Raw genomic sequence first — 22160 nt, 5'->3', positions numbered from 1 at the left:
ACATTCACGCGCTGCGCCGCTGCGGGGCAGTCAGCAGCAGGCTGAACAGTTCGGCCTGCGAGCCGATGTTCAGCTTGCCGTAGATATTCTTGCGGTGGTTTTTTACCGTGCCGAGGCTGATGAACAGCCGGTCGGCGATCTGCTGCGAACCGCAGCCGGCGAGGATCAGATCGACGATCTCGCGCTCGCGCGGCGTCAGCAGATAGCGCGCCTGCGCGCCGTCGCTGTTCACCGTCGCGGCCTCGGCCGGCGCCGCCACCACCTCACCGTGCAGCCGAGCCACGCTTTTCACCAGCGTCAACGCGCTGCGCAGATCCGCCCGCTGCGGGTAACGCACCGCCACCGTGCGGCGCGCCGAGCCGAAGAACACCCCCAGTCCGCGCTCCGGCGTCAGCTGCAGCAGCACCCCGGCCTCGTCGTGCCAGCCGGTCTTGCGATAAAAATTGCGGTAATAGTCGCTGTGATAAAACCCGCAGGGCGCCAACTGGCGCAGCGTGAGCACCTCGCCTTCGCCGCCGTCGTTCAGCGCGCGGTAAAACGGATCCTGCAGGTAGGCGCCCTGTTGGTAGATCTGGTTGACCGCATCGCTGTTTTCCCGCTCGGTTTTGATCAGGCAGCGCGGCGGCCGGCCGCGTTCGAAGGCATAGACGATGGCGTTGTCGAAGGCGAAAAACCCTTCCAGCCAATTCAACAGGCTGGGATAAAAGCGCGGGCTGGCCACCGCATCGATCACCGCAGACAAGCGTTCAACCTGAATATCCATACCCGCCTCGCCATTATTAATACATTAACAATCTACCGATTTCGGATGGTGTTGGCCGCACGGCGGCCGGTACTGTTAAAAAAAGCATCCGGCGCGCCGAAATGCAAGAGCGCGATCGTTTACATGTTAAACAACTCACAGGTTGCCGCGGCGGGGAAAGCGGTGGCCGCCCCGCGCCCGCTGGCTTATGCTGTGGCATCGCGACCTGCAACGCCGTCAAGGAGACCTCATGTCCATCAGCCACATCATCGCCAACCGCCAGACCTGGTTCGGCCACGGCAGCATCCAACAGCTGCCGCCGCTGCTGCTGGCCGATCCGCAGCCGACGCTGCTGTTCAGCTGCCGCTCTTTTCTCAACGGCCCGGTGTACGCCGGCCTGCGCGAATCGCTGACGCCGCTGTTCATCGGCACCGAGATCGTCAGCCACGAGGCGTCGCCGCAGGAAATCGACGCCTGGGTGGCGCGCTGGCGCGGCCAGGCGCGGCGCGTGGTGGCCATCGGCGGCGGCAGCGTGCTGGACGCCGCCAAGGCGTTCTCCGCGCTGGTTGAGCACCCGCTGCCAACGCTGCGCTATATGGAAAAGGTGGGCGACAGCAAAATCAGCGGCGCCACCCTGCCGCTGATCGCCATTCCCACTACCGCCGGCACCGGCAGCGAGGTGACGCAGAACGCGGTGATCACCGATACCCAGATCAGCAAGGTGAAAGCCTCGCTGCGCCATAACAACTTCGTGCCGCACACCGCCATTCTCGATCCGCAGCTGCTGGCGGGCGCCCCGGACAAGGTGCTGGCCTACTGCGCCATCGACGCCTTCACCCACCTGTTCGAGGCCTATCTGTCGAAAACCGCCGGCGCCATGACGCGCGATATGTCGCTGAGCGGCATCCGCCACTTCCTCGCCGCCTGGCCGGCGCTCAACCGCAGCGACGAGGCGCGCGAAGCGATTATGCAGGCTTCCTACCTCGGCGGGCTGACGCTGAGCGCCGCCGGGCTGGGGGTCATTCACGGCATCGCCGGCGAGATCGGCGCGCTGCGCGACTACCATCACGGCCAGGTCTGCGGCCGCCTGCTGCTGCCGTTCCTCACCCTGCTGGAAAGCAGCGAACAGCCGCAGCAGCGCGCGCTGATGGCCGAGCTGGCCGCGCGCCTGTACCCGCACTGGCAGGGCAGCCCGGAGAGCTACCTGACCGATTTCATCACCCGCCACGCCATCGCGCCATTCTGGCAGGACGATTTGCCGATTTCCGGCCAGGAATTGGCGGTGGCTCTGGAGAAATCCAACAGCAAGAATTCCTGGATCGACTATGCGCCGGCGCAGCGGCAACGGATGATCGAAGAGGCGTTTCGCGTCGAATGATGATATCTACCCTAAATAGTTGGAGCTGCATCCCGGCGGCAAGAGGCGGCTCGCCAGGAGCTTACTCAAGTAAGTGACTGGCGTATGCACTCGCAGCCAACACAGATGCAGTTTCAAGTATGACGGGTATAATCAGATCAACGCACTAGCAGGAGTAAGGAAATGGGCATCATCGGCTGGATCTTCGCCGGCATCGCGGTCGGCATCCTGGTCGGCGCGCTGATCAGGATCTTCGGCAAGAAGAAAGAGCAGTAAGCGTCACGCTGTTCCGTGGGCCGCCAGCAGGCACTCATGGAACAGCTTCACCACCCGCTGCGGCACCGGCGAGCGGCGCAGCACGCTGGAGTATTCGCAGTGATAGCGGAACAGCGCCGGTTTGATCGCCCGCATCAGGTTCTGCGCCACAAAAAACGCCGCGTAGTGATCCGGCAGAAAGCCGACGTATTTGCCGGACAGAATTAACGTCGCTATCGATTCCTGCGCAAATCCCGTCGCCTTGCGATGCAAATGTTGCTGCAGGCTCAGTTCCATATTCGGCGAATGATAGCCTAATCCGGCGAAGGCATAATTGTGCAGCAGATCCCAATTTAATGTTTCATGGCGGGCGGAAAATAATTCATGCTGCGCGCCGCAATATAAGAACATCCTCTCACTGAATAACGAATGATAAGATAAACTTTCCGCGCTGCGGTGCATGGGAATAACCCCAACCTGAAATTGCCCGTCAATAACGCCGCGTTCAATGGTATTAATCGGCTCCACGTACATTTGCAAAGAAACCTCCGGCGCGCGCTCGCTGAATAACGCGATAGCCCGGCCGATCTGCGCCTGCGGATTGCTGACCGTATGGTCGAATATCGCCACGTGCAGCTGCCCGCCCATGCGCTGGTGCACCTCGTCCACCCCGCGCCGGAACGCCTCGGTGGCCGCCAGCAGGTTGACGGTTTCCTGGTAGATAATCAGCCCCTCGTCGGTGACCGCAAAGCCCTCGCGCCCGCGCTGGCACAGCGTCAGGCCCAACCGCTGCTCCAGATCCTTGATGTGCTTGCTGATGGTCGACAGGCTGATATTCAGCTCCAGTTCGGCGGCGCTCATGCCGCCGCAGTCGACCACGGCCTTGAATACCCGCAGCAAACGCAGATCCATATCCGACAATTGTCCCAGCAACGCGCGCTTTTTTACTTGCATAAAACCTTAAGTAAGTTTCGACATATGATTATTCACAGTAGAGAACAAGCGGTACATAGTCAATTTCGCACAACAATTCGTTAACAACTCATTTTATTTAATTAATCGCACTTATTTTCCTGCCCGGAGGAAAACATGGCCGCTGAAAATTATTCGCTTAATCGTCTCGATGCCGCAGGGTTAGAAGCCCATTGGATGCCTTTTACCGGCAACCGCAATTTTAAAGCGCAGCCGCGCATCATTACTCAGGCCGCAGGGGCGTATTACACCAGCCACGACGGCAGAAAGATTTTCGACGGCCTGTCCGGATTGTGGTGCTGCGGATTGGGGCACGGCCGGCAGGAAATCACCGACGCCGCCCAGCGCCAACTGACGACGCTGGATTACTCGCCGGCGTTTCAGTTCGGCCACCCGCTGTCGTTCGAGCTAGCCAACAAAATCAAAGCGATGACGCCGGCGGGGCTGGATTACGTGTTCTTCACCGGCTCCGGCTCGGAAGCGGCGGACACCTCGCTGAAAATGGCGCGCGCTTACTGGCGCGCCAAAGGCCAGGCGGGCAAAACCTGCTTTATCGGCCGGGAAAAGGGCTACCACGGCGTTAACTTCGGCGGTATCTCAGTCGGCGGCATCGCCGGCAACCGCAAGACGTTCGGCGCCGGCGCCGAGGCGGATCACCTGCCGCACACCCTGCTGGCCGGCAACGCCTTTTCGCGCGGCATGCCGCAACAGGGGGCGGAGCTGGCGGATGAGCTCAGCCGCATCATCGCGCTGCGCGACGCCTCGACGATCGCCGCGGTGATCGTCGAACCGTTCTCCGGCTCCGCCGGGGTGATCGTGCCGCCGGTCGGCTATCTGCAGCGCCTGCGCGAGATCTGCACCCAGCATGACATTCTGCTGATCTTCGACGAAGTGATCACCGCCTTCGGCCGCTGCGGCGCGATGACCGGCGCCGAGGCGTTCGGCGTCACGCCGGACATCATGAACATCGCCAAACAGGTGACCAACGGCGCGCAGCCGATGGGCGCGGTGGTGGTGCGGCCGGAGATCTACCGCACCTTCATGAACGGCGGCGAGCCGGACTACCAGCTCGAATTCCCGCACGGCTACACCTACTCCGCCCATCCGGTCAGCTGCGCGGTCGCGCTGGCGACGCTGGACATCCTGCAGCGCGAACAGATGGTGGAGCGCGTACAGGCGCTTGCGCCCTATTTCGAACGCGCGGTGCACAGTCTGCAGGGGGCCAAACACGTCGCCGACATTCGCAATATCGGTCTGGCGGCCGGCATCACGCTGGCGGCGCGGCCCGGCGAACCGGCGCGGCGCCCCTTCGAGGCGGCGATGCGCTGCTGGGAAAGCGGATTTTACGTGCGCTACGGCGGCGACACCCTGCAGCTGGCGCCGCCGTTCATCAGCAGCGAAGCGCAAATCGACGCGCTGATCAACGCCGTCGGCGACGCCCTCAACGCCACCGAATAAGGAGAGAATCATGACCATCACCCATTGGATCAACGGCGAGCCCGCCGCCGGCGGCGAACGCAGCCAGCCGGTTTACGACCCGGCCACCGGCCAATCGGCGCAGGAGGTGCAGCTGGCCGACCGCGCCACGGTGGAGCGCGCCATCGCCGCCGCCGAACAGGCCTATCCCGCCTGGCGCGACACCCCGCCGCTGAAACGCGCGCGCATCATGATGAAGCTCAAGGATCTGCTGGAGCAGCACGCCGACGCCGTCTGCCAGTTGATCACCGCCGAGCACGGCAAGGTGCTCAGCGACGCCCTGGGCGAACTGCAGCGCGGCATCGAGAATATCGAATACGCCGGCTATGTGCCGGAACTGCTGAAAGGCGAACACAGCAAAGAGGCCGGCCCAGGCATCGACAGTTGGAGCGAGTTTCAGCCGCTGGGGGTGGTGGCGGGCATCACGCCGTTCAACTTCCCGGCGATGGTGCCGCTGTGGATGTGGCCAATGGCGGTCGCCTGCGGCAACACCTTCGTGCTGAAGCCTTCCGAGCGCGTCCCTTCCGCCGCGCTGTATATCGCGCGGCTGGCGGCGGAAGCCGGGCTGCCGCCGGGGGTGCTCAACGTGGTCAACGGCGATCGCGAAGCGGTGGAGACGCTGCTGCATGACGGGCGCATCAAAGCGATCAGCTTCGTCGGTTCGACGCCGGTGGCGGAGCACATCTATCACACCGGCTGCGCGCAGAACAAACGGGTACAGGCGCTGGGCGGCGCCAAGAACCATGCGGTGGTGCTGCCGGACGCCGATATCCCCGGCGCGATCGGCGCGCTGATGGGCGCGGCGTTCGGCTCCTGCGGCCAGCGCTGCATGGCCATCCCGCTGGTGGTCGCGGTGGGCGACGGCACCGCCGACGCGCTGATCGCCGGACTGCGGCAACAGATGGCCGCCATGCGCGTCGGCCCCGGCAGCGACAACCGCAACGACATGGGGCCGCTGGTGACCCAACAGCATTATCAGAAGGTGAAAGGCTATATCGATCAGGGCGTGGCCGAAGGCGCCGAGCTGCTGGTGGACGGCCGCGAACTGCGCGTGATCGGCGCCGACGGCCGTCCCAGCCAGGGGTATTTCCTCGGCCCGACGCTGTTCGATCGCGTGACGCCCGGCATGCGCATCTATCAGGAAGAGATCTTCGGCCCGGTGCTCGGCGTGGTGCGCGCAGCGTCGCTGCAAGAGGCGATGGCCTTGATCGACGCCCACGAATACGGCAACGGCACCTGCCTGTTCACCCGCGACGGCGAAGCGGCGCGTTACTTCTCCAGCCGCATTCAGGTCGGCATGGTGGGGATCAACGTGGCGCTGCCGGTGCCGGTGGCCTACCACTCGTTCGGCGGCTGGAAGCGCTCGCTGTTCGGCGATCTGCACGCCTACGGCCCGGACGCCGTCAGGTTCTACACCAAACGCAAAACCGTGACCCAGCGCTGGCCGGCCTCCGGCGACGCCCGGCGCGCCAGCTTCAGCTTCCCGTCGGGGCAGGGGTAACACATAAGAACAATAAACTTCCGGGGAGCAACGCTCCCCGGCATTTCGCGCGCTCCATTTGATTCCTGCGTACAGCCTGTGCAGCAAAACAATAATTCACTCACACGTTAATGGAGTCGTTACCCCATGAAAGAGTCCGCCCCTGAACACACCTTCAAAGGCAATCTCAGCGTCCTCGACGTGGTGATGATCACCGCGTCCGGCGTGACGCCGGCCAGTTCGATCTTCGTCATCGCCCCGCTGGCGATCGCCAGCGCCGGCAGCGGCGCCTTTCTGTCGTTTCTGATCGCCGCCTGCGTCGCCGCCACCATCGCGCTGTGCTATGCCGAGCTCGGCGCCGCGCACCCCAGCGCCGGCGGCGAATACAGCATCATCAAACGCCTGTTCGGCACCCTGTGCGGGTTGCAGACCTACCTGTTTATTCTCAGCGCCGCGCTGTTCGTGCCGGCGGTGCTGGCCACCGGCGCCGTGCCCTATCTGAATACCGCGCTGGGCACCTCATTCGACGCCTCCACCGCCGGCATGATCACCGTGCTGATCGGCGGCGCCTGCGCCATTTTCAACATCAAGGCCAACGCCCTGCTGACCGGCGCCTTTCTGGTGGTGGAAGTGGCGGTGCTGGCGCTGATCGCCTGGCTCGGTTTCAGCCATCCGCATCAAAGCGCGGAGATCCTCACCGCGCCGGTGATGCTGGACGCGCAGGGCAGCCTGGCGCCGGTGTCGCTGCCGCTGATCGTCGCCATGGTCGGGGTCGCGCTGTTCTCCTACAACGGCTACGGCGCAGCGGTGTACATGGCGGAAGACATGCGCGAACAGGGCAAACCGATGGCGGTCGCGATCATGCTGACGCTGGTCATCGTGGTGCTGGTGGAGCTGGTGCCGTTCACCGCCCTGCTGATCGGCTCGCCGTCGCTGACGGAGATGGCCAAACAGGCCGACCCGGTCGGCTATGTGGTCACCCAGCTCGGCGGCCCGACGCTGGCGCGGGTGGTGAGCGGCGCGATTTATCTGTCGGTGTTCAACGCCATTATCGCCATCGTGGCGCAGTTCAGCCGCATGATGTTCGCCAGCGGGCGCGACGGCTTCTGGCTGCCGGCGTTCAACCGGGCGCTGAAAATCATCCACCCGCGCTTCGGCACCCCCTGGATCGCCACCCTGCTGTTCGGCGTGCCCTCGGCGCTGTTGGCGTTTTGCTCCGATCTCGAATCGCTGACCTCGTTCACCGTGATCCTGCTGCTGCTGGTGTACATCATCATGGCGGTGGCGGCGCTGATCAGCCGCCGTCGCCGCCACTTCCATCACCCGTACCTGATGCCGCTGTGGCCGCTGCCGGTGCTGGCGGCGCTGCTGTGCTGCCTGTACGTGCTGTGGACGATTTTGATCGCCAGCAGCCTGAAAGACTTTATTATCATTGCCGGCATCATCGGCTTCGGGCTGGCGCTGAACCATCTGCGCGGCCGCCAGACGGCGCCCCTCGCCGCCCCCTCAATAGAAGGAGAATAACCATGACGCAGCGCGCTCAGGATCTGGGCATTATCATCGGCCAGGGCACGCCCGGCCCGCTGAACGCCATCACCGACGTGCCCGGCGTGCGCGTCGGCCATGCCAGCCTTCATGCCGATTTGGCGGACGGGCGCAGCGTGCGCACCGGCGTGACGGTGATCGAACCGCGCCCCGGCTCCGCCCGCCACGCCCCCTGCTTTGCCGGCGTGCACGTGCTGAACGGCAACGGCGACGCCACCGGCCTGGAATGGGTGCGCGAAGCGGGGCTGCTGACCAGCCCGATCGCCTTCACCAACACCCACAGCGTGGGCGTGGTGCGCGATGCGCTGATCGCGCTGGAGCGTGAAGCGCTGCCCGCGAGCGACAACGCGGTGTACTGGAATATGCCGGTGGTGATGGAAACCTTCGATGGCCTGCTCAACGACATCAACGGCTTTCACGTCAAGGCCGAGCACGTGCGCCAGGCGCAGCAGGCGGCCCGAGGCGGCTTGCCGCAGGAAGGCGCAGTCGGCGGCGGCAGCGGCATGATCTGTCATGAGTTCAAGGGCGGCAGCGGCACCGCATCGCGCCGCTTGCCCGCCGATCAAGGCGGCTGGACGGTGGGCGCCATCGTGCAGGCCAACCACGGCAAGCGCGAGTCGCTGCTGGTGGGCGGTTATCCGGTGGGCCGCCACCTGGGGCATATCCCCTCGCCGTTCACGCCGCAGTTGCCGCATCCCGGCATGGGCTCCATCGTCGTGGCGCTGGCCACCGACGCGCCGCTGCTGCCGCACCAGTGCGCGCGCCTGGCGCAGCGCGCCAGCATCGGCATCGCCCGCACCGGCGGCGGCACCGAGGATTCAAGCGGCGATATCTTTATCGCCTTCGCCACCGGCAACGACGGCCTGCCGCCCGCTGACTACGCCAATAAAGGCGCCTTCACCACGCCGCTGCGCATGGTGAACAACGACTATATTTCGGCGCTGTTCGCCGCGGCGGCGGAAGCGGTGGAAGAGGCGATCGTCAATGCGCTGCTGGCGGCCAATAGCGTCAGCGGCAACGGCTACCGGGCGGAAGGATTGAGCGCCGAGCAGCTGGTGACGGCGCTGGAGAAGGCCGGCTGGCGGCGGTGAAAAACAGGGCGCGGGGGTAACCACGCCCTGATAATCAGGATCCGCCGCCCGGCTTGGGCGTCGGATAGTCGTAATCCAGCTTCAACGGTTCGGCATAGACGCTGTTCCACAGCTGTTGGTACAGCTGGTCCAACCGCCCGCTCATCGCCGCGCTGTGCAGCACCAGCTCCAGATTGCGCGAGTTGTCCAGATAGCCGCCGGTCCAGTTGCTGGTGCCCACCCAGGCAATCTCATCATCGATGGTCATCAGCTTGCTGTGGATCACCCGGGCAAACGGGATGAAGCCGCTGCTGGCCGGCGGAATGGTCACCACCTTGATCTGCACGTTCGGCACCAGCGCCAGGCTCTTCAGCCAGGCGATATCCGGCTTTTTGGTGTTCCAGTTGGCCACCATCAGCTCGATCTGCACGCCGCGCGCCGCCGCGCCGCGCAGCGCGTTGTCGATCACCGCATAGAAGGGGCGACTGCGCTCCGGGCCGAACGACAGCGGCGCGTAATCCATGACCTGCACCCGCACCCGCCGTTTGGCGTCGGCCAGCAGACGCGGCAGCTCAGCCTGCGAATCGAGCACGCCCGCCGGATTGTAGGCGCGCGGGCTGGCCACCAGATAGTTGCCCTGCGGGGGCGCGGTCGGCGGCGCATCGGGCAGCGCCGGCACCGGCTTATCCTGCGCCAGCAGCGCCTGCGCCCGCCAGTCCTGTTCGAAGATCGCCTGGATCTGCCCCACCACCTTGGCGTCGCTGATGCGCAGCCCGGTTTCGTGAATATGCTCCAGCGCGCGCCAGTCGAAGTTCTGGCTGCCGACAAACGCCTGTTCGCCGTCCACCAGCAGATACTTGGCGTGCAGGATGCCGCCGCTCAGCTTCTGGTAAGGAATGATGCGCAGCTCCAGATTGGGGATCGCCTTCAGCTGTTCCAGCGTCTCGGCGGTGGAGTTGCGGATGCCTTTCTCCTCCATCAGGAAGCGGATTTTCACCCCGCGCTCACCGGCCGCCTTCAGGCGCTGCAGCACGCCGTCCAGCAGCGAACCGTCCTGATTCGCCACGTAAAACTGCCCCAGGTCGATGCGGGTTGTCGCCGCGTCGAACATCTCGCGCCACACCTCGGCGGTGTTGCGCAGGTCGTCGGCCTGCAGCGCAGTTTCTACCGGTGCGGTATACACCAGCTCGTAACCGGGAATCGCAAAACGCGCCGCAGCGCTCTGGCTCAACATCAACAAACAACCGCCCCACAATGCCGTATAAAGGCGGCCGAACGGCCGCCGTGTTGGATGGCCATTAGGCATAGCGCGGCGCCCCGCTGTCAACCCATTGTTCGCCGCTGCCGCTCTCCGGGCGGCTGGCCGGTTGACCGGCGCGGATCAGCAGCACCTTCAGCAGCTCGTTGATGCGCTCCATGCGGCTCTGCAGGAAGTTGTTGGCCACCAGGCACAGCAGCGCGATGGCGATGCCGAGGCCAGTAGCGTACAGCGCGGTGCCCATCCCGGCGGACACCAGGCTCGGCTCGGACACCCCCGAGGCGGCCAGCGCCTTGAAGGTTTCGATGATCCCCATCACCGTGCCGAGCAGCCCCAGCAACGGCGCGGCGGTGACCACGGTTTCCAGCAGCCACAGGCCGCGCGCCATCGGCGGCTTGCTCAGCAGATACTGGGCGTCGATCAGATCGCCGATCGCCTCGCGATCGCCGGCGCGGTGTTTCTGCGCCAGCACCGGCGCGATCACCGCCATCGGCAGGCTGTTGCGCTGGGTCAGCTCGTCCGGCAGATCGGCCGCGCGGCGCACCTCCGGCGTCAGCGCCTGCTCCAGCCGACGCGCCTGGCGCTGGGTATAGGCGAAGTACAGCGTGCGTTCGATGATGATCACCAGCGCGATCGCCAGCGCGGCGTACATCACGTAGAAAATAATGTCGTGCAACAGATTGGCGTCCATACAGGGTTCCTCTTCCCCGCCGCCGGGCAGGCAGCGGGGCATTCAGTTAAAAGGTGGCTTCCAGCGAGACGCTGAAGGTGCGTTCTTCGCCGACGTTGTAATACGGGGTGCTGGCCTTCACGCCGCCGTAGGGCGCCGCGTTGAAGGTGGTGGTGCGCACCGAGGTCAGGTATTCCTTGTCAAACAGGTTGCTGATGCCAAAGCGCAGCGCGGCGCTTTTGACGATTTTCTTGTCCACCGGCAGATGCACCCCCGCCGCCAGATCGAACACCGTGCGGCCGCCGATCTTCTCGTCGTTGGTCAGATCGCCGTAGAATGCGCTGACGTACTTGCCGCTGACGCTGCCGTAATACAGCCCATCGTCATAACCCAACGTCATGTTCAGCAGGTTTTTCGGCACGTTCGGCACCTCTTTGCCGGAGGTCGGCAGCGGCTGCCCGCCGTTGCTGACGATGTCGTTCTTCTGCTTCGATTGGGTATAGGTATAGGAAGTGTAGTAATTGAAGTTATGCGGCAGTTGGCCGCTCCACTCCAGCTCCAGCCCTTTGTTCTCCACGTTGCCGATGTTCATCATCTCGTAGTCGCCGGCCGCGTTGGTGGTGGAGATTTGGCGATCGCTGTAGCGCATGTAGAACAGCGTGGCGCTCAGCAGCATGTCCTCTTGCTGGAAACGCCAGCCCAGTTCGTGGTTCCAGCTCAGCTCCGGCTTGGTGCTGAGCGAATCGCCGACGTTGTACAGCACGTAGTTGGGCGGCGTGCGCATGTTGCGCGTCAGGTTGTAGAACACCTGGTTTTCCTGGTTCACCTTATAGCTGGCGCTGAAGTTCGGCAGGAATTCGTGATAGGTGGCTTTGCGCTTCTCCGGCACGTTGTACAGGCTGCCGCGGTTGTCCCCTTTACGCTCCACATACTGATAGGCCAGGCCGCCGACGAAGGTCCAGTCCGGCGTGGCGAACCAGGTGTCCTGCAGCCACACTTTCTGCGCCGGGGTAATGGTGTACTGGTTGCGCCCCTGCACGGTGTTGCCGTTGGCGTCCTTCACCTGATCGGAACCGCCGGGTTTCCCCCAAATCTGTGACGGGTTGCCGTCGCCCTTGATGCTGATGAACGGCTGAGTCTGCAGTTGGCGCGCGCGTTCATACCAGTAGCCGATATCCAGGCTGTGCTGATCGTTAATGTCCCACTTCAGCTTGGTGGTGATGCCCGGTCGCCAGGTCTGGGTCCACGACGGGCGGTAGTAGGTGTTGGACTGCAGGTTGCTGAGGTCATACTGCCCGGCTCTGTCCGACGTGCTGGACAATACCGACGCCGTCTGGCCGTTGAAGCTGCCGCCGTTGCCCCAGTAGTAATACGGCTGCAGGGTCAGCGACAGGTTGTCGCGCAGCTGCAGTTTCTGGGTGAACGACAGCGTAAAGTTCTCGAACGGGTTGCGTTCAATCTTGTAATACTTGTTCAACTGCCCTTTGCTGTTGTACTCCGGCGAGGTGACATAATCGGTGTCACGGCCGTCGTTTTGGAACTGCGCCTTGCTCAAGGTGTTGTAGTTGGTGTTGTTCTGGCGGTTGTACTTCATCACCAGATTGCTGCTGTTGCCGTTGCCGTCTTCATACAGCGAATTCATCTCGAACTTGTCGGAGTACAGCCGCCCCTCGCCGCGCCATTTCTTCGCCTCGGTGTGCGAATAGGAGAGCCAGTTGCTGAAGCCGTTGTACTCGCCGGTCTCCAGGCGGGCGAAGGTTTTGCTCAGGCTGTTGCTGCCCAGCGTCTGCTTGACGAAACCGCCGAAGTCTTTCGCCGGGCGGCGCGTCACCAGGCCGATGTTGCCGCCGCTGGAGCCGATGTGCGGGCCGTCCGCTTCGGAGGAGCCCTGGGTGACGAACACCTCCTCCAGGTTTTCCGCGTCGCCCAGCAGGTTCGGGTAGACCGCGTAGTTGCCGGAGTCGTTGATCGGGATGCCGTCCATCGACAGGCCGATCTGATCCGAGTTCATGCCGCGCATGGTGTAGTCCACGCCGCTCAGGCCGCTGGCGTCGTTGCTGTTGACGTTCAGGCCCGGCGTGTATTTCAGTTTATCGATGGCGTTGGCCGCCGACGGCATTTTGTCCATCGCCTCTTTGGTGACGGTGGAGCGCGCCTTGGCGCTGTCGTCCTGCACCATCATGCCGCCGCCGAGCGACTGCCCCTTGACGCTGATGGTGCCGACATCGGTGGCGTCGGCCGCCAGCGCGGCGCCCGGCAGCATCGCCGACATCACCGCCAGATAGATCCCAGAACGATTAAACGATTTCATTGTGTGCATCCCATAAAAATCAAACGATTAACCCTTGCGCTAAGGCGCCTGATAATTGAACGTCGCGGTAAATCTTTTGGTTGTTTGCCCGGCGAACGCCTCGCTCGGGAACGGCTTCACTGAACTGATGCTTTGCAGGCTGCTCATCGCCGCGCGATTCAGCAGCATGCTGGCGGCCTTGTTGGCGATGCCGGAAGAGAGCACCCGCCCGCTGCGATCGACCTCCAGCCACACCTCGACGTTGCCCTGCGGGCGTTCGAGCGAGGCCTGCCGCCCGCTCGGGTAGCGCTTGCGCTGTTCCAGCTCACGGCGCAAGGCCAGCAGGTAGCCGTTTTCTATCGCCTGCGCGTTCACCTTCGGCGCCGCGGGGGCGGCCGGTGCGGGCTGCGCCGCCGGTTTGCTGACCAGCGCGCGCGGTGCGGCGGGCGCCGGCGTCGGTTTAGGTTTCTCTACCGGTTTGGCTTTCTCTTTCACCGGTTTGGGCTTTGGCTGTGGCTTTGGCTGTGGCTTCGGCACCGGCTTGGCTTCCACGATCGGTTCCGGCGCCGGCACCACCGGTTCGGGGAGCGGCTCCGGCTCGGGCGGCGGCGGTTCGGGCTGAGGCTCCGGCGGCGTTTCCGGTTGGGGTTCCGGCGCCGGTTCAGGTTCCACCAGCGCCAGTTCAATGGCGGTTTCGTCGTAGCGCGGCTGGATCTTCAGCGCCGCCTGTTGGCTGGCGAACAGCAGGCAGCCGGCGACAATCAGCGCCGGCAACCAGCTGAAAAGATGACGTGAGCGATAGAGCAGATACATGTCACAGCTTCCGTGTCGCGATGGAGACGGAGAAGAAGCCGCCCTGGCGCAGGTTATCCATGACCGCCACCAGCCGCTCGACCGCCACGCCTTTATCACTGTTGACGATGATGGTGGTGGTCTGGTTGGCCTGCTGCTGTTGCTTCAGCGTGTTGACCAACGCGTCGAGCGCGATCGGCTGGCCATCCAGCTGCAGCTGTTCGTCGGCCCCCAGCGTGATGATCGCTTTCTTCTGCGGTTTCAGCTGTTGCGCGCTGCCGGCGGACGGCAACTGCGTTTTCAGCCCGAGCGCCGGAATGACGTTCAGGCTGATCAAGACGAAAAACACCAATAAAAACATCATCACGTCGATCATCGGGATCAGTTCGATGTGCGCTTTGTTCTTTTTCGGTTCGTTCCAGTTACGCATGACACTCCCTCCAAAAGCGAAGCAGCCAATATAGGAGGGATTTGTTTACCTTTTGTTACGCTTGTGTGATCTTATTTTCACAGCGGAGATTTTTTGCGAGAATTTTTTCAATGGCGGGCAATAAATGCGGAGATATAACTCATTAATTAGCGATAGTTTTTAATGGAATAATTGCAATGTGGGCCTAACGCCATGCGAATGACGAGACAATAAATGTGAAAATAGTGACAAGCTGCGCCAACCGGTGACGGCTTTGCTTCTCACCTCCCAGCGATATCTGCTATTTTTCCCAAGAAAATTCCCAACCCCCCTCTTTAAAACACTCGCCAAAAATAAATGCGACTATATTTAACCAAATAACACCCTTCATTGAATGGAATATTGCCAATCAAATGGCATCCGTTATATTTTTAAAGTGAAATGGCGCTGCGGCGTTATTTTAGAATTTAATTAAACCCACTAAGTCACCCTTTTATTTATAAGGATTGTATATGAAAGTACTTAGTCAATATGAAGAACAGTACGTTAGCGGTGGCGATCTGAACGCGGCCTGGGATGGGCTGTTGGACGGCGCCATGACCGGCGCGTTGATTGCAGGTAAATCCGCAGGCGCAGGCGGCTTTATTGCCGGTGCGGTCGGCCAATTGGTCGGCACCATCATCGGCGGCGTTGCAGGCGGTGTGGGGCTGGGTCTTTATGGCCTGACGCATACGCAGCAGGAAGTGGCCGACTACGCGAAACATTTCCGCGAGACTATCGGCTCCACCTCGACCTCGGTCGGCGGCAGCCTGTAAACATGAATGAATAAATAGTCACCCTTGCGGTGACTATTTATTTTATTACAGCACCGTCCCTAATGTCGCGCGCTGCGCTCTTTATGGTTATGGCATCCCTGTATTTTTTCAAACCTGATGTTATCGCACCGGTATTCAATTGAGAAACCATCCACGGGCTGAAAGCGAATGGCGTTAATTTTACAGCCGCCATTAAGTTGTTGAGATCGACCCACGCATAATCCGCCACTTCATCCGGATTAGCGCAGAGAGCGCCTTTACAATGCGCGGCAAATACCGGGCAAACCTCATTCTCCATGATGCCGGACACGTCGGTCGCCTGATAACTGAAGGCGTCGCTCAGCAGCGTTATCTGCTCGACTTCCGTGCCCAATTCAACCTGAGCGCGACGTATAACGGCCTGCGCCAGCGCCTCTTGCGGCAGGGGATGCCCACAAAAAGAATTGGTCCAGCCCCCCGGCCAGGCGGTTTTGCTCAACGCGCGCCGGGTGACCAGCACGGCACCCTCGACAGTAAACAGGTAGCATGAAAAAGCCAGATGCAGCGGCGTATGCCGCGTGTGGACCTGATCTTTGGGCATCGTCCCGCAGGGCTGCCAGGCGGCGTCAAGCAAAACGACGTCTTCATTTCTCATCATTGTTATTTCCATGAAAAGGCGGGCCTTTCCCCGCCTGCGGTTTCATTTCCTCAGAAGAGGGGGAATGGTCGGCACTTCCGGCGCATTATCGATATCCTGCTGAGTCATGCGAAACTCGGGCGGATAATGTTCCCGTTCCGTTCTGCGAGCAGGCTCGGTATTACGCCAGGTATAAAGGCAGTGTTGACACTGGTATACCGTCCACACGCCCTTGACCGGTGAATGCGCCATGACGTCTATCTGTTTATCGGCACAACGAGGACAAATCATAGGAACTCCTTAATGACGGTTAGCCAGCATGGCGGTTAATTTATCCACCCACAGGGCAGTTTCGGGTAAATCCTTGACCGGCTGGCTGTAGTGGCCGCGCGTATCCGGAGCCACCGGCGTGGTCGCGTCAATGATGAGTTTGTCCGTGATCCCCGCCGGGCTGGAGCCGGGATCCAACTCCAGCACCGACATATTCGGCAATTGCACCAAATCGCCGGCCGGATTGACCTTGGCGGACAGCGCCCACATAACCTGCGGCAGGTTGAAGGGATCGACATCCTCATCGACCATGATCACCATTTTCACATAGCCCAGCCCATGCGGCGTGGTCATCGCCCGCATCCCCACCGCGCGCGCGAAACCGCCATAACGCTTTTTAGTGGAAATGATGACGAGCAACCCGTGGGTATACATCGCATTAACCGCCTGCACTTCCGGAAACTCGGCTTTCAACTGCTGATACAGCGGCACACAGGTGGCCGGCCCCATCAGGTAGTCGATTTCTGTCCAGGGCATGCCCAGATACAGGGATTCGAAAATCGGCCGCGAGCGGTAAGAAACCTTATCGATGCGCACCACCGTCATGTTGCGGCCGCCGGAATAGTGCCCCGTAAATTCGCCGAACGGGCCTTCAATCTCGCGCTTGCGGCCTTCAATCACTCCTTCAATGATGACTTCGGAACCCCAGGGCACATCAAAGCCGGTCAAGGGGGCCGTCGCTATCGGGTACGGGCTTTCACGCAGGGCGCCGGCCATTTCATACTCCGACTGATCGTATTTGAGCGGCGTCGCCCCCATCAGCGTAATGATCGGGTCATTGCCCAGCGTAATGGCGATAGGCAGATCCTCGCCGCGCTCTTCTGCTTTATGCAGATGCAGCGCGATGTCGTGCATCGGCACGGGCTGCAGGCCCAGCTTACGCTTGCCCTTCACCTCCATGCGATAAATGCCGACGTTTTGCTTGCCGAAGTGGGTCGGATCTTCAGGATCGCGGGAAACCACGCAGGCCTTATCCAGGTAGAATCCACCGTCGCCATCGTTTAAGCGAAACAGCGGCAGGATCTCAAACAGATTAATCTCCTCACCGTTGACCTCGTTCTCGGCCCAGGGCGGATTATCGCGACGTTCCGCAGAGACGGGAAAATGATCCCAGCGGCGAATATACTCATCGATTTGCTGCTTCACCGGCGTGGCCGGCGGGAGCCCCAGGGCTATGGCGTGATTCTGCCATGACCCGATGGTGTTCATGACCACATGCGCGTGTTCAAAGCCTTTAATGTTCCTGAATGCAATGGCGGGGGCGCCCTCACCCATTCTGCCTGTGGCGTTGGCTGCCGCGGCGATATCCGGTTCCGCCTGAACCTCCTCGGTAATATCGAGTAATTGTCCGGCCTCATCCAGCGCCGCTAAATAACTTCGCAGATCGTCATAAGCCATATTTAACCTTCCTCGGTGTCAGTGGTTTTTTTGCTATTTTCTTTTAGTCCTGCCCAGCGCTTTGCCCGGCGATGATCAAGACCAAATTGATCCAGCACGCGTGCGACAATATGATCGGTAACGTCATCAATATGAGTGGGGTGGTTATAATAAGCGGGCATGGGGGGAACCAATGACACCCCCAATTTCGAGAGCGCGAGCATATTTTCCAAGTGAATAGTGCTCAACGGCGTTTCTCTGGGAACCAACACCAACTTCCGCCCTTCTTTGATAATCACATCCGCCGCTCTGCCAATAAGCCCTTCTGCATAACCGGCTCGAATACCCGCCAACGTTTTCATACTGCAGGGAATAATGATCATGCCGTCCGTATGAAAAGAACCTGAAGAGATCGTGGCGGCCTGATCGGCAGAACCGTGCGTCACGTCGGCCATCGCCATCACGTCATGCACGGTGAGATTTGTTTCGAGTTCAATGGTCGTTTTGGCCCACTTACTCAAGATCAAATGCGTCTCTATGCCCTCCATGTCTTTTAGCGCCTGAAGCAGCGCCGTACCCAGCGGCGCCCCGGTCGCGCCCGTCATCGCGATCACTAATCTCATGCAACACCTCACAAAGTTCGCATACGAACGATTTATCAAATCTAGTCCCGAGATAACGATAAAACAAGTGGGCAATATGTAACCGTTCGTAAACGAACAACTTTCCGGGCAGGTATCCCTTATCGGCTTATTTTGTTATATTGATATTATTGTTAGCTTTTTTCCTTTCAGGGAATAATGTATGAACAGAACGCTGGCCAATACTTTTTTCCACCTCATTCGCGAACTGCTTCAGGATCATAGTGCTCAATGGCAAAAATCGCTTCCTGAACTCAGCAAACAACAATATTCCATTCTGGCCACCGTTTCAGAAACGCCGGGCATTGAACAAATCGAATTAATGGAAGCGGCGATCAGCAGTAAAGCCGCGCTGGCCGAATTGCTAGGCCGCATGGAAGGAAAAGGTTTATTAAAACGGGAAGCCGGCGAGCATGATAAGCGCCGCCGATTTATTTACCTGACGCCTGCTGGGCAAGCGCTGTTCGAAGCCAGCCGCCCCATCGCCGACGCGATTGATAATATGTATCTCGAACGAGTCAATAAAGACCAACATGAGTCGGCGCTTTTCGTTTTAAAGACGATGATAGGGAAGCAATAAATTCACTGCGCCAACAGCGGAAGCTGAAAGCATAAAAAAAGGCGCCCGCAGGCGTCTTTTTTATCGCGTTCACTGAAGCTCTGGGCAATCAGTTCACTTTCACCGGCATGCCGGAACGGGCCTTGATCGCCGCGTCCACTTCGCTCTGGTTGACGCCGGCGTCCATCAGCACTTTGCCGACCGGCGCGGAGATGGTCAACGGCACCGGATCCTTGGATTGCAGCTGTTCTTCGTTGGCCGACAGCGGGTTGTGCACTTCTACGTAGCGCGAGCCGTCCGGTTCGACTGTGGCCTTCATCGGTTCGTTGATGAACTGCACGCGGGTGCCGACCGGCACGTTCTGGAACAGGTACTTGATGTCGTCGGCGCGCAGACGCACGCAGCCGTGGCTCACGCGCAGGCCGATGCCGAAGTTGGCGTTGGTGCCGTGGATAGCGTACAGGCGGCCGACATACAGCGCATACAGCCCCATCGGGTTGTCCGGGCCGGCCGGGAACACCGCCGGCAGGATCTCGCCGTCAGCCGCGTATTCGGCGCGCATCTTGGCGGTCGGCGTCCAGGTCGGGCCATCTTTCTTGCGCTGCACGGTTGTGGTCCAGTTCAGCGGGGTGTCTTTACCCAGTTGGCCGATGCCGATCGGCAGCACTACCACGGTGTTGGAACCTTTCGGGTAGTAGTACAGACGCATTTCGGCGCTGTTGATGATGATGCCTTCACGCGGCGCGTCCGGCAGGATCAGCTGCTGCGGGATAGTCAGGGTGCTGCCGGCCTTCGGCAGGAACGGATCCACGCCCGGGTTGGCCTCCAGCATGTTGCTCAGCCCCATCTGATACTGGGCGGCGAAGCTCTCCAGCGGCAGTTTGCTGTCTTCCGGTACGGTGATTTGGATATTCTCGCCCACCAAACGGCTGTCTTTTGGCGGCAGCGGGTAAACGACGGCGAAGGCAGCCTGGCTGAATGCAACCAGTGCCGTAAACAGGGTTAATAACGCGCGAATGCTCATTTTCATCTTCGTGTTGGTCAAGGCCACTGGCGATTATGGGTATTGGTTTCTACGGCCACTTTGCCCCGTTGAATTTCAGCCGGCAGCTGACGGCGCTGCGGCCTGAAAAACCAGGGGGGATTTGACCGGATGCGCATTATATGTGCACATCAATCAAAGTGTGAACCATTACCGATGTAATATCGCAATTTTTTGTAACCTGACGCGCCACGCCGGCGATTTTTTGCGAGAACCGCCGCCTAGCTGGCGGCGGCCAACGCTTCCTCCCGCCGTATCGGAATCAGATATTCACAGCGGATCGCCGCGCCGCCGAGCGGGCAACTGCCCTCCTGCGCCGGGTAGAAACGCTCGATATCCTGCCCTGGCCGGCGAATGGCGTTCATCTGCGGCATGGCGGTGTCATACAGCCGGACAATAAAGTTTTGTAACCCTTCCGCCTGTCCCTGGTAGGTGAAACGGGCATACTCGCCCTGCTCGATAGTCACCCGTTCTCCCGGCGCCCCTTCGTCCGGCAGAGCGGCGGTGTAGGCCATGCGCGGGCTGCCCCGGCGGCGCCGGTCAACTTCCAGACTGGTGAGGCCGTATACCACCTCCGGCAGCGCCTGCGGCTGCAGCAACTGCCGCCAGGCGTGGCGGCGCAGCTCGCACTTGGAGGCCGCCAGCTGCCCCAGCGTAAAACTGCGGCGCTGGGTATGGCCCACCAACTGCATGGCGGGCAGCGTCACGATATCGGCCTGCGGCAATGGCGCTTCGGTCAGGCGCAGCGGCGGCTGCAGCCCATAGCTCGACCAATCCTGGCTGCGACGATAGCTGGCCGGCGGCAGACCGAACTGCTTGCGGAAGCAACGGGTGAAGGTCTGCTGCGAATCGAACTGGTAAGTATCGGCGATGCAGGCCACGCTGGTGCCGGTCAGGCGCAGTTCACGCGCGGCGGCGGTCAGCCTTCTGCGGCGCGCGTAGGTGCCGAGAATATGGCCGGTATGCTGCTTGAACATCCGCTGCAAATGCCATTTGGAGTAGCCGGACTTGGCGGCGATGTCGTCCAGCGTCAGCGGCTGATCCAGGCTCTGCTCGATCCAGGCCAGCAGCTGTTCAATCACCTGTTGCTGGTGCATGGTGTTCCCCTTATTTTAACAATAACGTCTGCGCCAATACCCGCCCTGCGGCTTCATCGGCGGCCACCAGTACCGGATAGCCCCAGAATTTGGCGCCGTATTCGGCGAATTCTTCCGCCGCCGCGCGTTTGGCGTCGTCCGGTTCCAGCATGATCATGCCTTTCACCCACCGCTTCAGCGCCTCGCGGTTATCGCGCTTCCACAGCGCCACCTGGGTGCGGGCATCGCGGTCATGTTCTTGTTCTTCATCGCCGACGCTGCGGTCGGTCATCAGGACAAAGGGTTCGGCGCGCGCCAGCAGCGCGCTGAATTCGGCCAGCTCGGCCTGGGTATCGCGCCCGCTGCGGCGCATCCATACCAGCGGAAAGTCGGCGCTATCCAATGACATAATCAGTTTCCTCGCGAAAGGGTTTAGCACTGGCGCTTACTTTATCGGCACCGGCGCTAGACCGCATTGCGCAATCAGGACATAATACTTTTCAATTCCGCCAAATTGAGAACTATTCTCATGAAAGTACAGATCCCCCGCCACTGTCTGGATATCGATCAGGTGCCGCGCCCGCTGTTTGCCCTGCAAGGTTCGACTCTCGAGCAGGATTGGGAAGTCGAGCCGCACCGCCACCGGAAGGCGCAACTGATCTACACCGTGCGCGGCATGATCCGCTGCGAAGTGGAAAACGGGCTGTGGCTGGTGCCGCCGCAGTGCGCGCTGTGGATGCCGGGCAACGTGTTGCACAACGCCCAGGGCGCCGGCTCCACCGAGGCCTACTGCCTGTTCGTCGATCAACATGCCGCCGCCGGCCTGCCGCAAAGCTGCTGCACGCTGTCGGTCTCGCCGCTGCTGCGCGAGCTGCTGCTGCAGGCCAGCACCTTTGAGCCGCTTTACGACGAACAAGGCGCCGAGGGGCGTCTGACGGCGGTATTGCTGGATCAGTTGGCGGCCGCGCCGATCGAGAATCTGCATCTGCCGGTGTCCGACGACGCGCGCATCCGGCAGTTGACCGAAGGCATGCTGAGCAGCCCGGCGGACAAATCCACCCTCGGGCAGTGGGCGCAGCGCATCGGCATGAGCGAACGCTCCCTCAGCCGCACCTTGCAACAGCAGATGGGCATGAGCTTCGGCCACTGGCGGCGCCAGCTGCACGTAATGCTGGCGCTGCAGCGCTTGACGCAGGGCGAGAGCGTACAGACGGTGGCGCTGGATTTGGGCTACGAGAGCGCCAGCGGCTTCGTCACCATGTTCAGAAAGGCGGTGGGCAAACCGCCGGCGCGCTATCTGGCGGAGCGCAACGCCTCTGGAGAGACCCTGGGCGGTGCGATCACCATGTAAAAAAGCCGGCGCAGGCGCCGGCTTGGAGCAGGTGAAA

At 61.3% G+C, this 22160-nt stretch carries 21 protein-coding genes and 1 pseudogene; 8 read left to right on the top strand and 14 right to left on the bottom strand.

Annotated elements, in window-relative coordinates:
- Window positions 1-4: 4 nt before the first annotated feature.
- Window positions 5-763: a helix-turn-helix transcriptional regulator gene (locus WFM45_RS19405; RefSeq protein WP_060558500.1), complete on the bottom strand. Its 759-nt coding sequence runs from the start codon at window positions 761-763 to the stop codon at window positions 5-7.
- Window positions 764-992: 229 nt separating this feature from the next.
- Here WFM45_RS19405 and WFM45_RS19400 point away from each other — a divergent pair, with 229 nt between their 5' ends.
- Complete coding sequence (locus WFM45_RS19400; RefSeq protein ID WP_336956933.1) at window positions 993-2120, top strand: iron-containing alcohol dehydrogenase; 1128 nt, start codon at window positions 993-995, stop codon at window positions 2118-2120.
- A 258-nt stretch (window positions 2121-2378) separates the two neighbouring features.
- Here the strand turns inward: WFM45_RS19400 and WFM45_RS19395 are convergent, their stop codons facing one another.
- Window positions 2379-3308, bottom strand: coding sequence for a LysR family transcriptional regulator (locus WFM45_RS19395; RefSeq protein WP_033651382.1), 930 nt, complete (start codon window positions 3306-3308; stop codon window positions 2379-2381).
- A gap of 135 nt (window positions 3309-3443) precedes the next feature.
- On the opposite strand from WFM45_RS19395, the gene WFM45_RS19390 reads away from it, so the two are divergent.
- The 4 genes from WFM45_RS19390 (at window position 3444) to WFM45_RS19375 (ending at window position 8918) form a co-directional block, all read left to right on the top strand.
- A complete protein-coding gene (locus WFM45_RS19390; protein WP_336956931.1) occupies window positions 3444-4784 on the top strand; it encodes an aspartate aminotransferase family protein in 1341 nt (446 codons plus the stop codon).
- 10 nt (window positions 4785-4794) lie between these two features.
- Window positions 4795-6303 carry a CoA-acylating methylmalonate-semialdehyde dehydrogenase gene (locus WFM45_RS19385; RefSeq protein WP_336956929.1) on the top strand — a complete coding sequence of 503 codons (1509 nt, stop codon included), beginning with the start codon at window positions 4795-4797 and terminating at the stop codon, window positions 6301-6303.
- 126 nt (window positions 6304-6429) lie between these two features.
- Window positions 6430-7806: an APC family permease gene (locus WFM45_RS19380; RefSeq protein WP_004933229.1), complete on the top strand. Its 1377-nt coding sequence runs from the start codon at window positions 6430-6432 to the stop codon at window positions 7804-7806.
- 2 nt (window positions 7807-7808) lie between these two features.
- Entirely contained in the window at window positions 7809-8918 is a 1110-nt protein-coding gene (locus tag WFM45_RS19375; protein WP_085337486.1) for a DmpA family aminopeptidase, read from the top strand.
- A gap of 34 nt (window positions 8919-8952) precedes the next feature.
- Here WFM45_RS19375 and WFM45_RS19370 read toward each other — a convergent pair whose 3' ends face one another.
- Genes WFM45_RS19370 through WFM45_RS19350 form a run of 5 tightly spaced genes read right to left on the bottom strand, consistent with a single transcriptional unit; the run spans window position 8953 to window position 14337 of the window.
- The gene (locus WFM45_RS19370; protein ID WP_336956926.1) at window positions 8953-10203 is read right to left on the bottom strand and encodes a phospholipase D-like domain-containing protein; all 1251 of its coding nucleotides are present in this window, start codon (window positions 10201-10203) and stop codon (window positions 8953-8955) included.
- Complete coding sequence (locus WFM45_RS19365) at window positions 10196-10846, bottom strand: MotA/TolQ/ExbB proton channel family protein (RefSeq protein WP_004933236.1); 651 nt, start codon at window positions 10844-10846, stop codon at window positions 10196-10198. The genes WFM45_RS19370 and WFM45_RS19365 overlap by 8 nt, the downstream gene beginning before the upstream one ends.
- A gap of 46 nt (window positions 10847-10892) precedes the next feature.
- On the bottom strand, window positions 10893-13136 hold the full coding sequence (locus WFM45_RS19360; protein ID WP_004933238.1) for a TonB-dependent receptor family protein: 2244 nt from the start codon (window positions 13134-13136) through the stop codon (window positions 10893-10895).
- A 39-nt stretch (window positions 13137-13175) separates the two neighbouring features.
- Window positions 13176-13928: an energy transducer TonB family protein gene (locus WFM45_RS19355; RefSeq protein ID WP_048325979.1), complete on the bottom strand. Its 753-nt coding sequence runs from the start codon at window positions 13926-13928 to the stop codon at window positions 13176-13178.
- A gap of 1 nt (window position 13929) precedes the next feature.
- Window positions 13930-14337: an ExbD/TolR family protein gene (locus tag WFM45_RS19350; protein ID WP_004933244.1), complete on the bottom strand. Its 408-nt coding sequence runs from the start codon at window positions 14335-14337 to the stop codon at window positions 13930-13932.
- Window positions 14338-14828: 491 nt separating this feature from the next.
- Between WFM45_RS19350 and WFM45_RS19345 the strand changes: the two genes are divergently transcribed.
- Window positions 14829-15131, top strand: a complete 303-nt coding sequence (locus tag WFM45_RS19345; RefSeq protein WP_004933246.1) for a DUF5862 family protein — start codon at window positions 14829-14831, stop codon at window positions 15129-15131.
- Between the two features lie 37 nt (window positions 15132-15168).
- Here the strand turns inward: WFM45_RS19345 and idi are convergent, their stop codons facing one another.
- From idi to WFM45_RS19325, 4 genes are read right to left on the bottom strand one after another with little or no spacing between them, the layout of a single operon-like run.
- Window positions 15169-15768 (bottom strand): isopentenyl-diphosphate Delta-isomerase, encoded by a 600-nt coding sequence (gene idi / locus WFM45_RS19340; protein ID WP_336956923.1) that lies wholly within the window; start codon window positions 15766-15768, stop codon window positions 15169-15171.
- Window positions 15769-15810: 42 nt separating this feature from the next.
- Window positions 15811-16038 (bottom strand): non-oxidative hydroxyarylic acid decarboxylases subunit D, encoded by a 228-nt coding sequence (locus WFM45_RS19335; protein ID WP_004933250.1) that lies wholly within the window; start codon window positions 16036-16038, stop codon window positions 15811-15813.
- A 9-nt stretch (window positions 16039-16047) separates the two neighbouring features.
- Entirely contained in the window at window positions 16048-17475 is a 1428-nt protein-coding gene (locus tag WFM45_RS19330; protein ID WP_015376505.1) for a non-oxidative hydroxyarylic acid decarboxylases subunit C, read from the bottom strand.
- Window positions 17476-17477: 2 nt separating this feature from the next.
- Window positions 17478-18077 (bottom strand): non-oxidative hydroxyarylic acid decarboxylases subunit B, encoded by a 600-nt coding sequence (locus WFM45_RS19325; RefSeq protein ID WP_048325974.1) that lies wholly within the window; start codon window positions 18075-18077, stop codon window positions 17478-17480.
- Window positions 18078-18258: 181 nt separating this feature from the next.
- Between WFM45_RS19325 and WFM45_RS19320 the strand changes: the two genes are divergently transcribed.
- Complete coding sequence (locus WFM45_RS19320; protein WP_004933256.1) at window positions 18259-18675, top strand: MarR family winged helix-turn-helix transcriptional regulator; 417 nt, start codon at window positions 18259-18261, stop codon at window positions 18673-18675.
- A 91-nt stretch (window positions 18676-18766) separates the two neighbouring features.
- On the opposite strand, the pseudogene WFM45_RS19315 reads toward WFM45_RS19320, so the two are convergent.
- The 3 genes and pseudogenes from WFM45_RS19315 to WFM45_RS19305 all read right to left on the bottom strand — a co-directional run.
- Window positions 18767-19684, bottom strand: a pseudogene (locus tag WFM45_RS19315) (L,D-transpeptidase family protein); the annotation flags it as partial.
- A gap of 233 nt (window positions 19685-19917) precedes the next feature.
- The gene (locus tag WFM45_RS19310) at window positions 19918-20793 is read right to left on the bottom strand and encodes a helix-turn-helix domain-containing protein (RefSeq protein ID WP_033631697.1); all 876 of its coding nucleotides are present in this window, start codon (window positions 20791-20793) and stop codon (window positions 19918-19920) included.
- Window positions 20794-20803: 10 nt separating this feature from the next.
- Window positions 20804-21181 (bottom strand): hypothetical protein, encoded by a 378-nt coding sequence (locus WFM45_RS19305; protein WP_076740905.1) that lies wholly within the window; start codon window positions 21179-21181, stop codon window positions 20804-20806.
- 120 nt (window positions 21182-21301) lie between these two features.
- Between WFM45_RS19305 and WFM45_RS19300 the strand changes: the two genes are divergently transcribed.
- Complete coding sequence (locus tag WFM45_RS19300; RefSeq protein ID WP_004933266.1) at window positions 21302-22123, top strand: AraC family transcriptional regulator; 822 nt, start codon at window positions 21302-21304, stop codon at window positions 22121-22123.
- Window positions 22124-22160 lie beyond the last annotated feature (37 nt).

The sequence above is a fragment of the Serratia sp. KG1D genome (assembly GCF_037150675.1).
In the GTDB taxonomy this organism is placed as follows: Bacteria; Pseudomonadota; Gammaproteobacteria; order Enterobacterales; family Enterobacteriaceae; genus Serratia; species Serratia nematodiphila.
The sequence above is the reverse complement of the archived record's forward strand: the minus strand, read 5'-3'. Positions and strand labels throughout refer to the sequence as shown.

What these genes read in the sequence shown, in the direction of transcription:
- WFM45_RS19395 (WP_033651382.1), bottom strand. Translation starts at nt 3,308, where the DNA reads ATGCAAGTAAAAAAGCGCGCGTTGCTGGGACAATTGTCGGATATGGAT.
- WFM45_RS19360 (WP_004933238.1), bottom strand. Translation starts at nt 13,136, where the DNA reads ATGAAATCGTTTAATCGTTCTGGGATCTATCTGGCGGTGATGTCGGCG.
- WFM45_RS19380 (WP_004933229.1), top strand. Translation starts at nt 6,430, where the DNA reads ATGAAAGAGTCCGCCCCTGAACACACCTTCAAAGGCAATCTCAGCGTC.
- WFM45_RS19370 (WP_336956926.1), bottom strand. Translation starts at nt 10,203, where the DNA reads ATGCCTAATGGCCATCCAACACGGCGGCCGTTCGGCCGCCTTTATACG.
- WFM45_RS19310 (WP_033631697.1), bottom strand. Translation starts at nt 20,793, where the DNA reads ATGCACCAGCAACAGGTGATTGAACAGCTGCTGGCCTGGATCGAGCAG.
- WFM45_RS19325 (WP_048325974.1), bottom strand. Translation starts at nt 18,077, where the DNA reads ATGAGATTAGTGATCGCGATGACGGGCGCGACCGGGGCGCCGCTGGGT.
- WFM45_RS19390 (WP_336956931.1), top strand. Translation starts at nt 3,444, where the DNA reads ATGGCCGCTGAAAATTATTCGCTTAATCGTCTCGATGCCGCAGGGTTA.
- WFM45_RS19350 (WP_004933244.1), bottom strand. Translation starts at nt 14,337, where the DNA reads ATGCGTAACTGGAACGAACCGAAAAAGAACAAAGCGCACATCGAACTG.
- WFM45_RS19355 (WP_048325979.1), bottom strand. Translation starts at nt 13,928, where the DNA reads ATGTATCTGCTCTATCGCTCACGTCATCTTTTCAGCTGGTTGCCGGCG.
- WFM45_RS19400 (WP_336956933.1), top strand. Translation starts at nt 993, where the DNA reads ATGTCCATCAGCCACATCATCGCCAACCGCCAGACCTGGTTCGGCCAC.
- WFM45_RS19405 (WP_060558500.1), bottom strand. Translation starts at nt 763, where the DNA reads ATGGATATTCAGGTTGAACGCTTGTCTGCGGTGATCGATGCGGTGGCC.
- WFM45_RS19345 (WP_004933246.1), top strand. Translation starts at nt 14,829, where the DNA reads ATGAAAGTACTTAGTCAATATGAAGAACAGTACGTTAGCGGTGGCGAT.
- WFM45_RS19375 (WP_085337486.1), top strand. Translation starts at nt 7,809, where the DNA reads ATGACGCAGCGCGCTCAGGATCTGGGCATTATCATCGGCCAGGGCACG.
- WFM45_RS19330 (WP_015376505.1), bottom strand. Translation starts at nt 17,475, where the DNA reads ATGGCTTATGACGATCTGCGAAGTTATTTAGCGGCGCTGGATGAGGCC.
- idi (WP_336956923.1), bottom strand. Translation starts at nt 15,768, where the DNA reads ATGATGAGAAATGAAGACGTCGTTTTGCTTGACGCCGCCTGGCAGCCC.
- WFM45_RS19300 (WP_004933266.1), top strand. Translation starts at nt 21,302, where the DNA reads ATGAAAGTACAGATCCCCCGCCACTGTCTGGATATCGATCAGGTGCCG.
- WFM45_RS19305 (WP_076740905.1), bottom strand. Translation starts at nt 21,181, where the DNA reads ATGTCATTGGATAGCGCCGACTTTCCGCTGGTATGGATGCGCCGCAGC.
- WFM45_RS19335 (WP_004933250.1), bottom strand. Translation starts at nt 16,038, where the DNA reads ATGATTTGTCCTCGTTGTGCCGATAAACAGATAGACGTCATGGCGCAT.
- WFM45_RS19365 (WP_004933236.1), bottom strand. Translation starts at nt 10,846, where the DNA reads ATGGACGCCAATCTGTTGCACGACATTATTTTCTACGTGATGTACGCC.
- WFM45_RS19385 (WP_336956929.1), top strand. Translation starts at nt 4,795, where the DNA reads ATGACCATCACCCATTGGATCAACGGCGAGCCCGCCGCCGGCGGCGAA.
- WFM45_RS19320 (WP_004933256.1), top strand. Translation starts at nt 18,259, where the DNA reads ATGAACAGAACGCTGGCCAATACTTTTTTCCACCTCATTCGCGAACTG.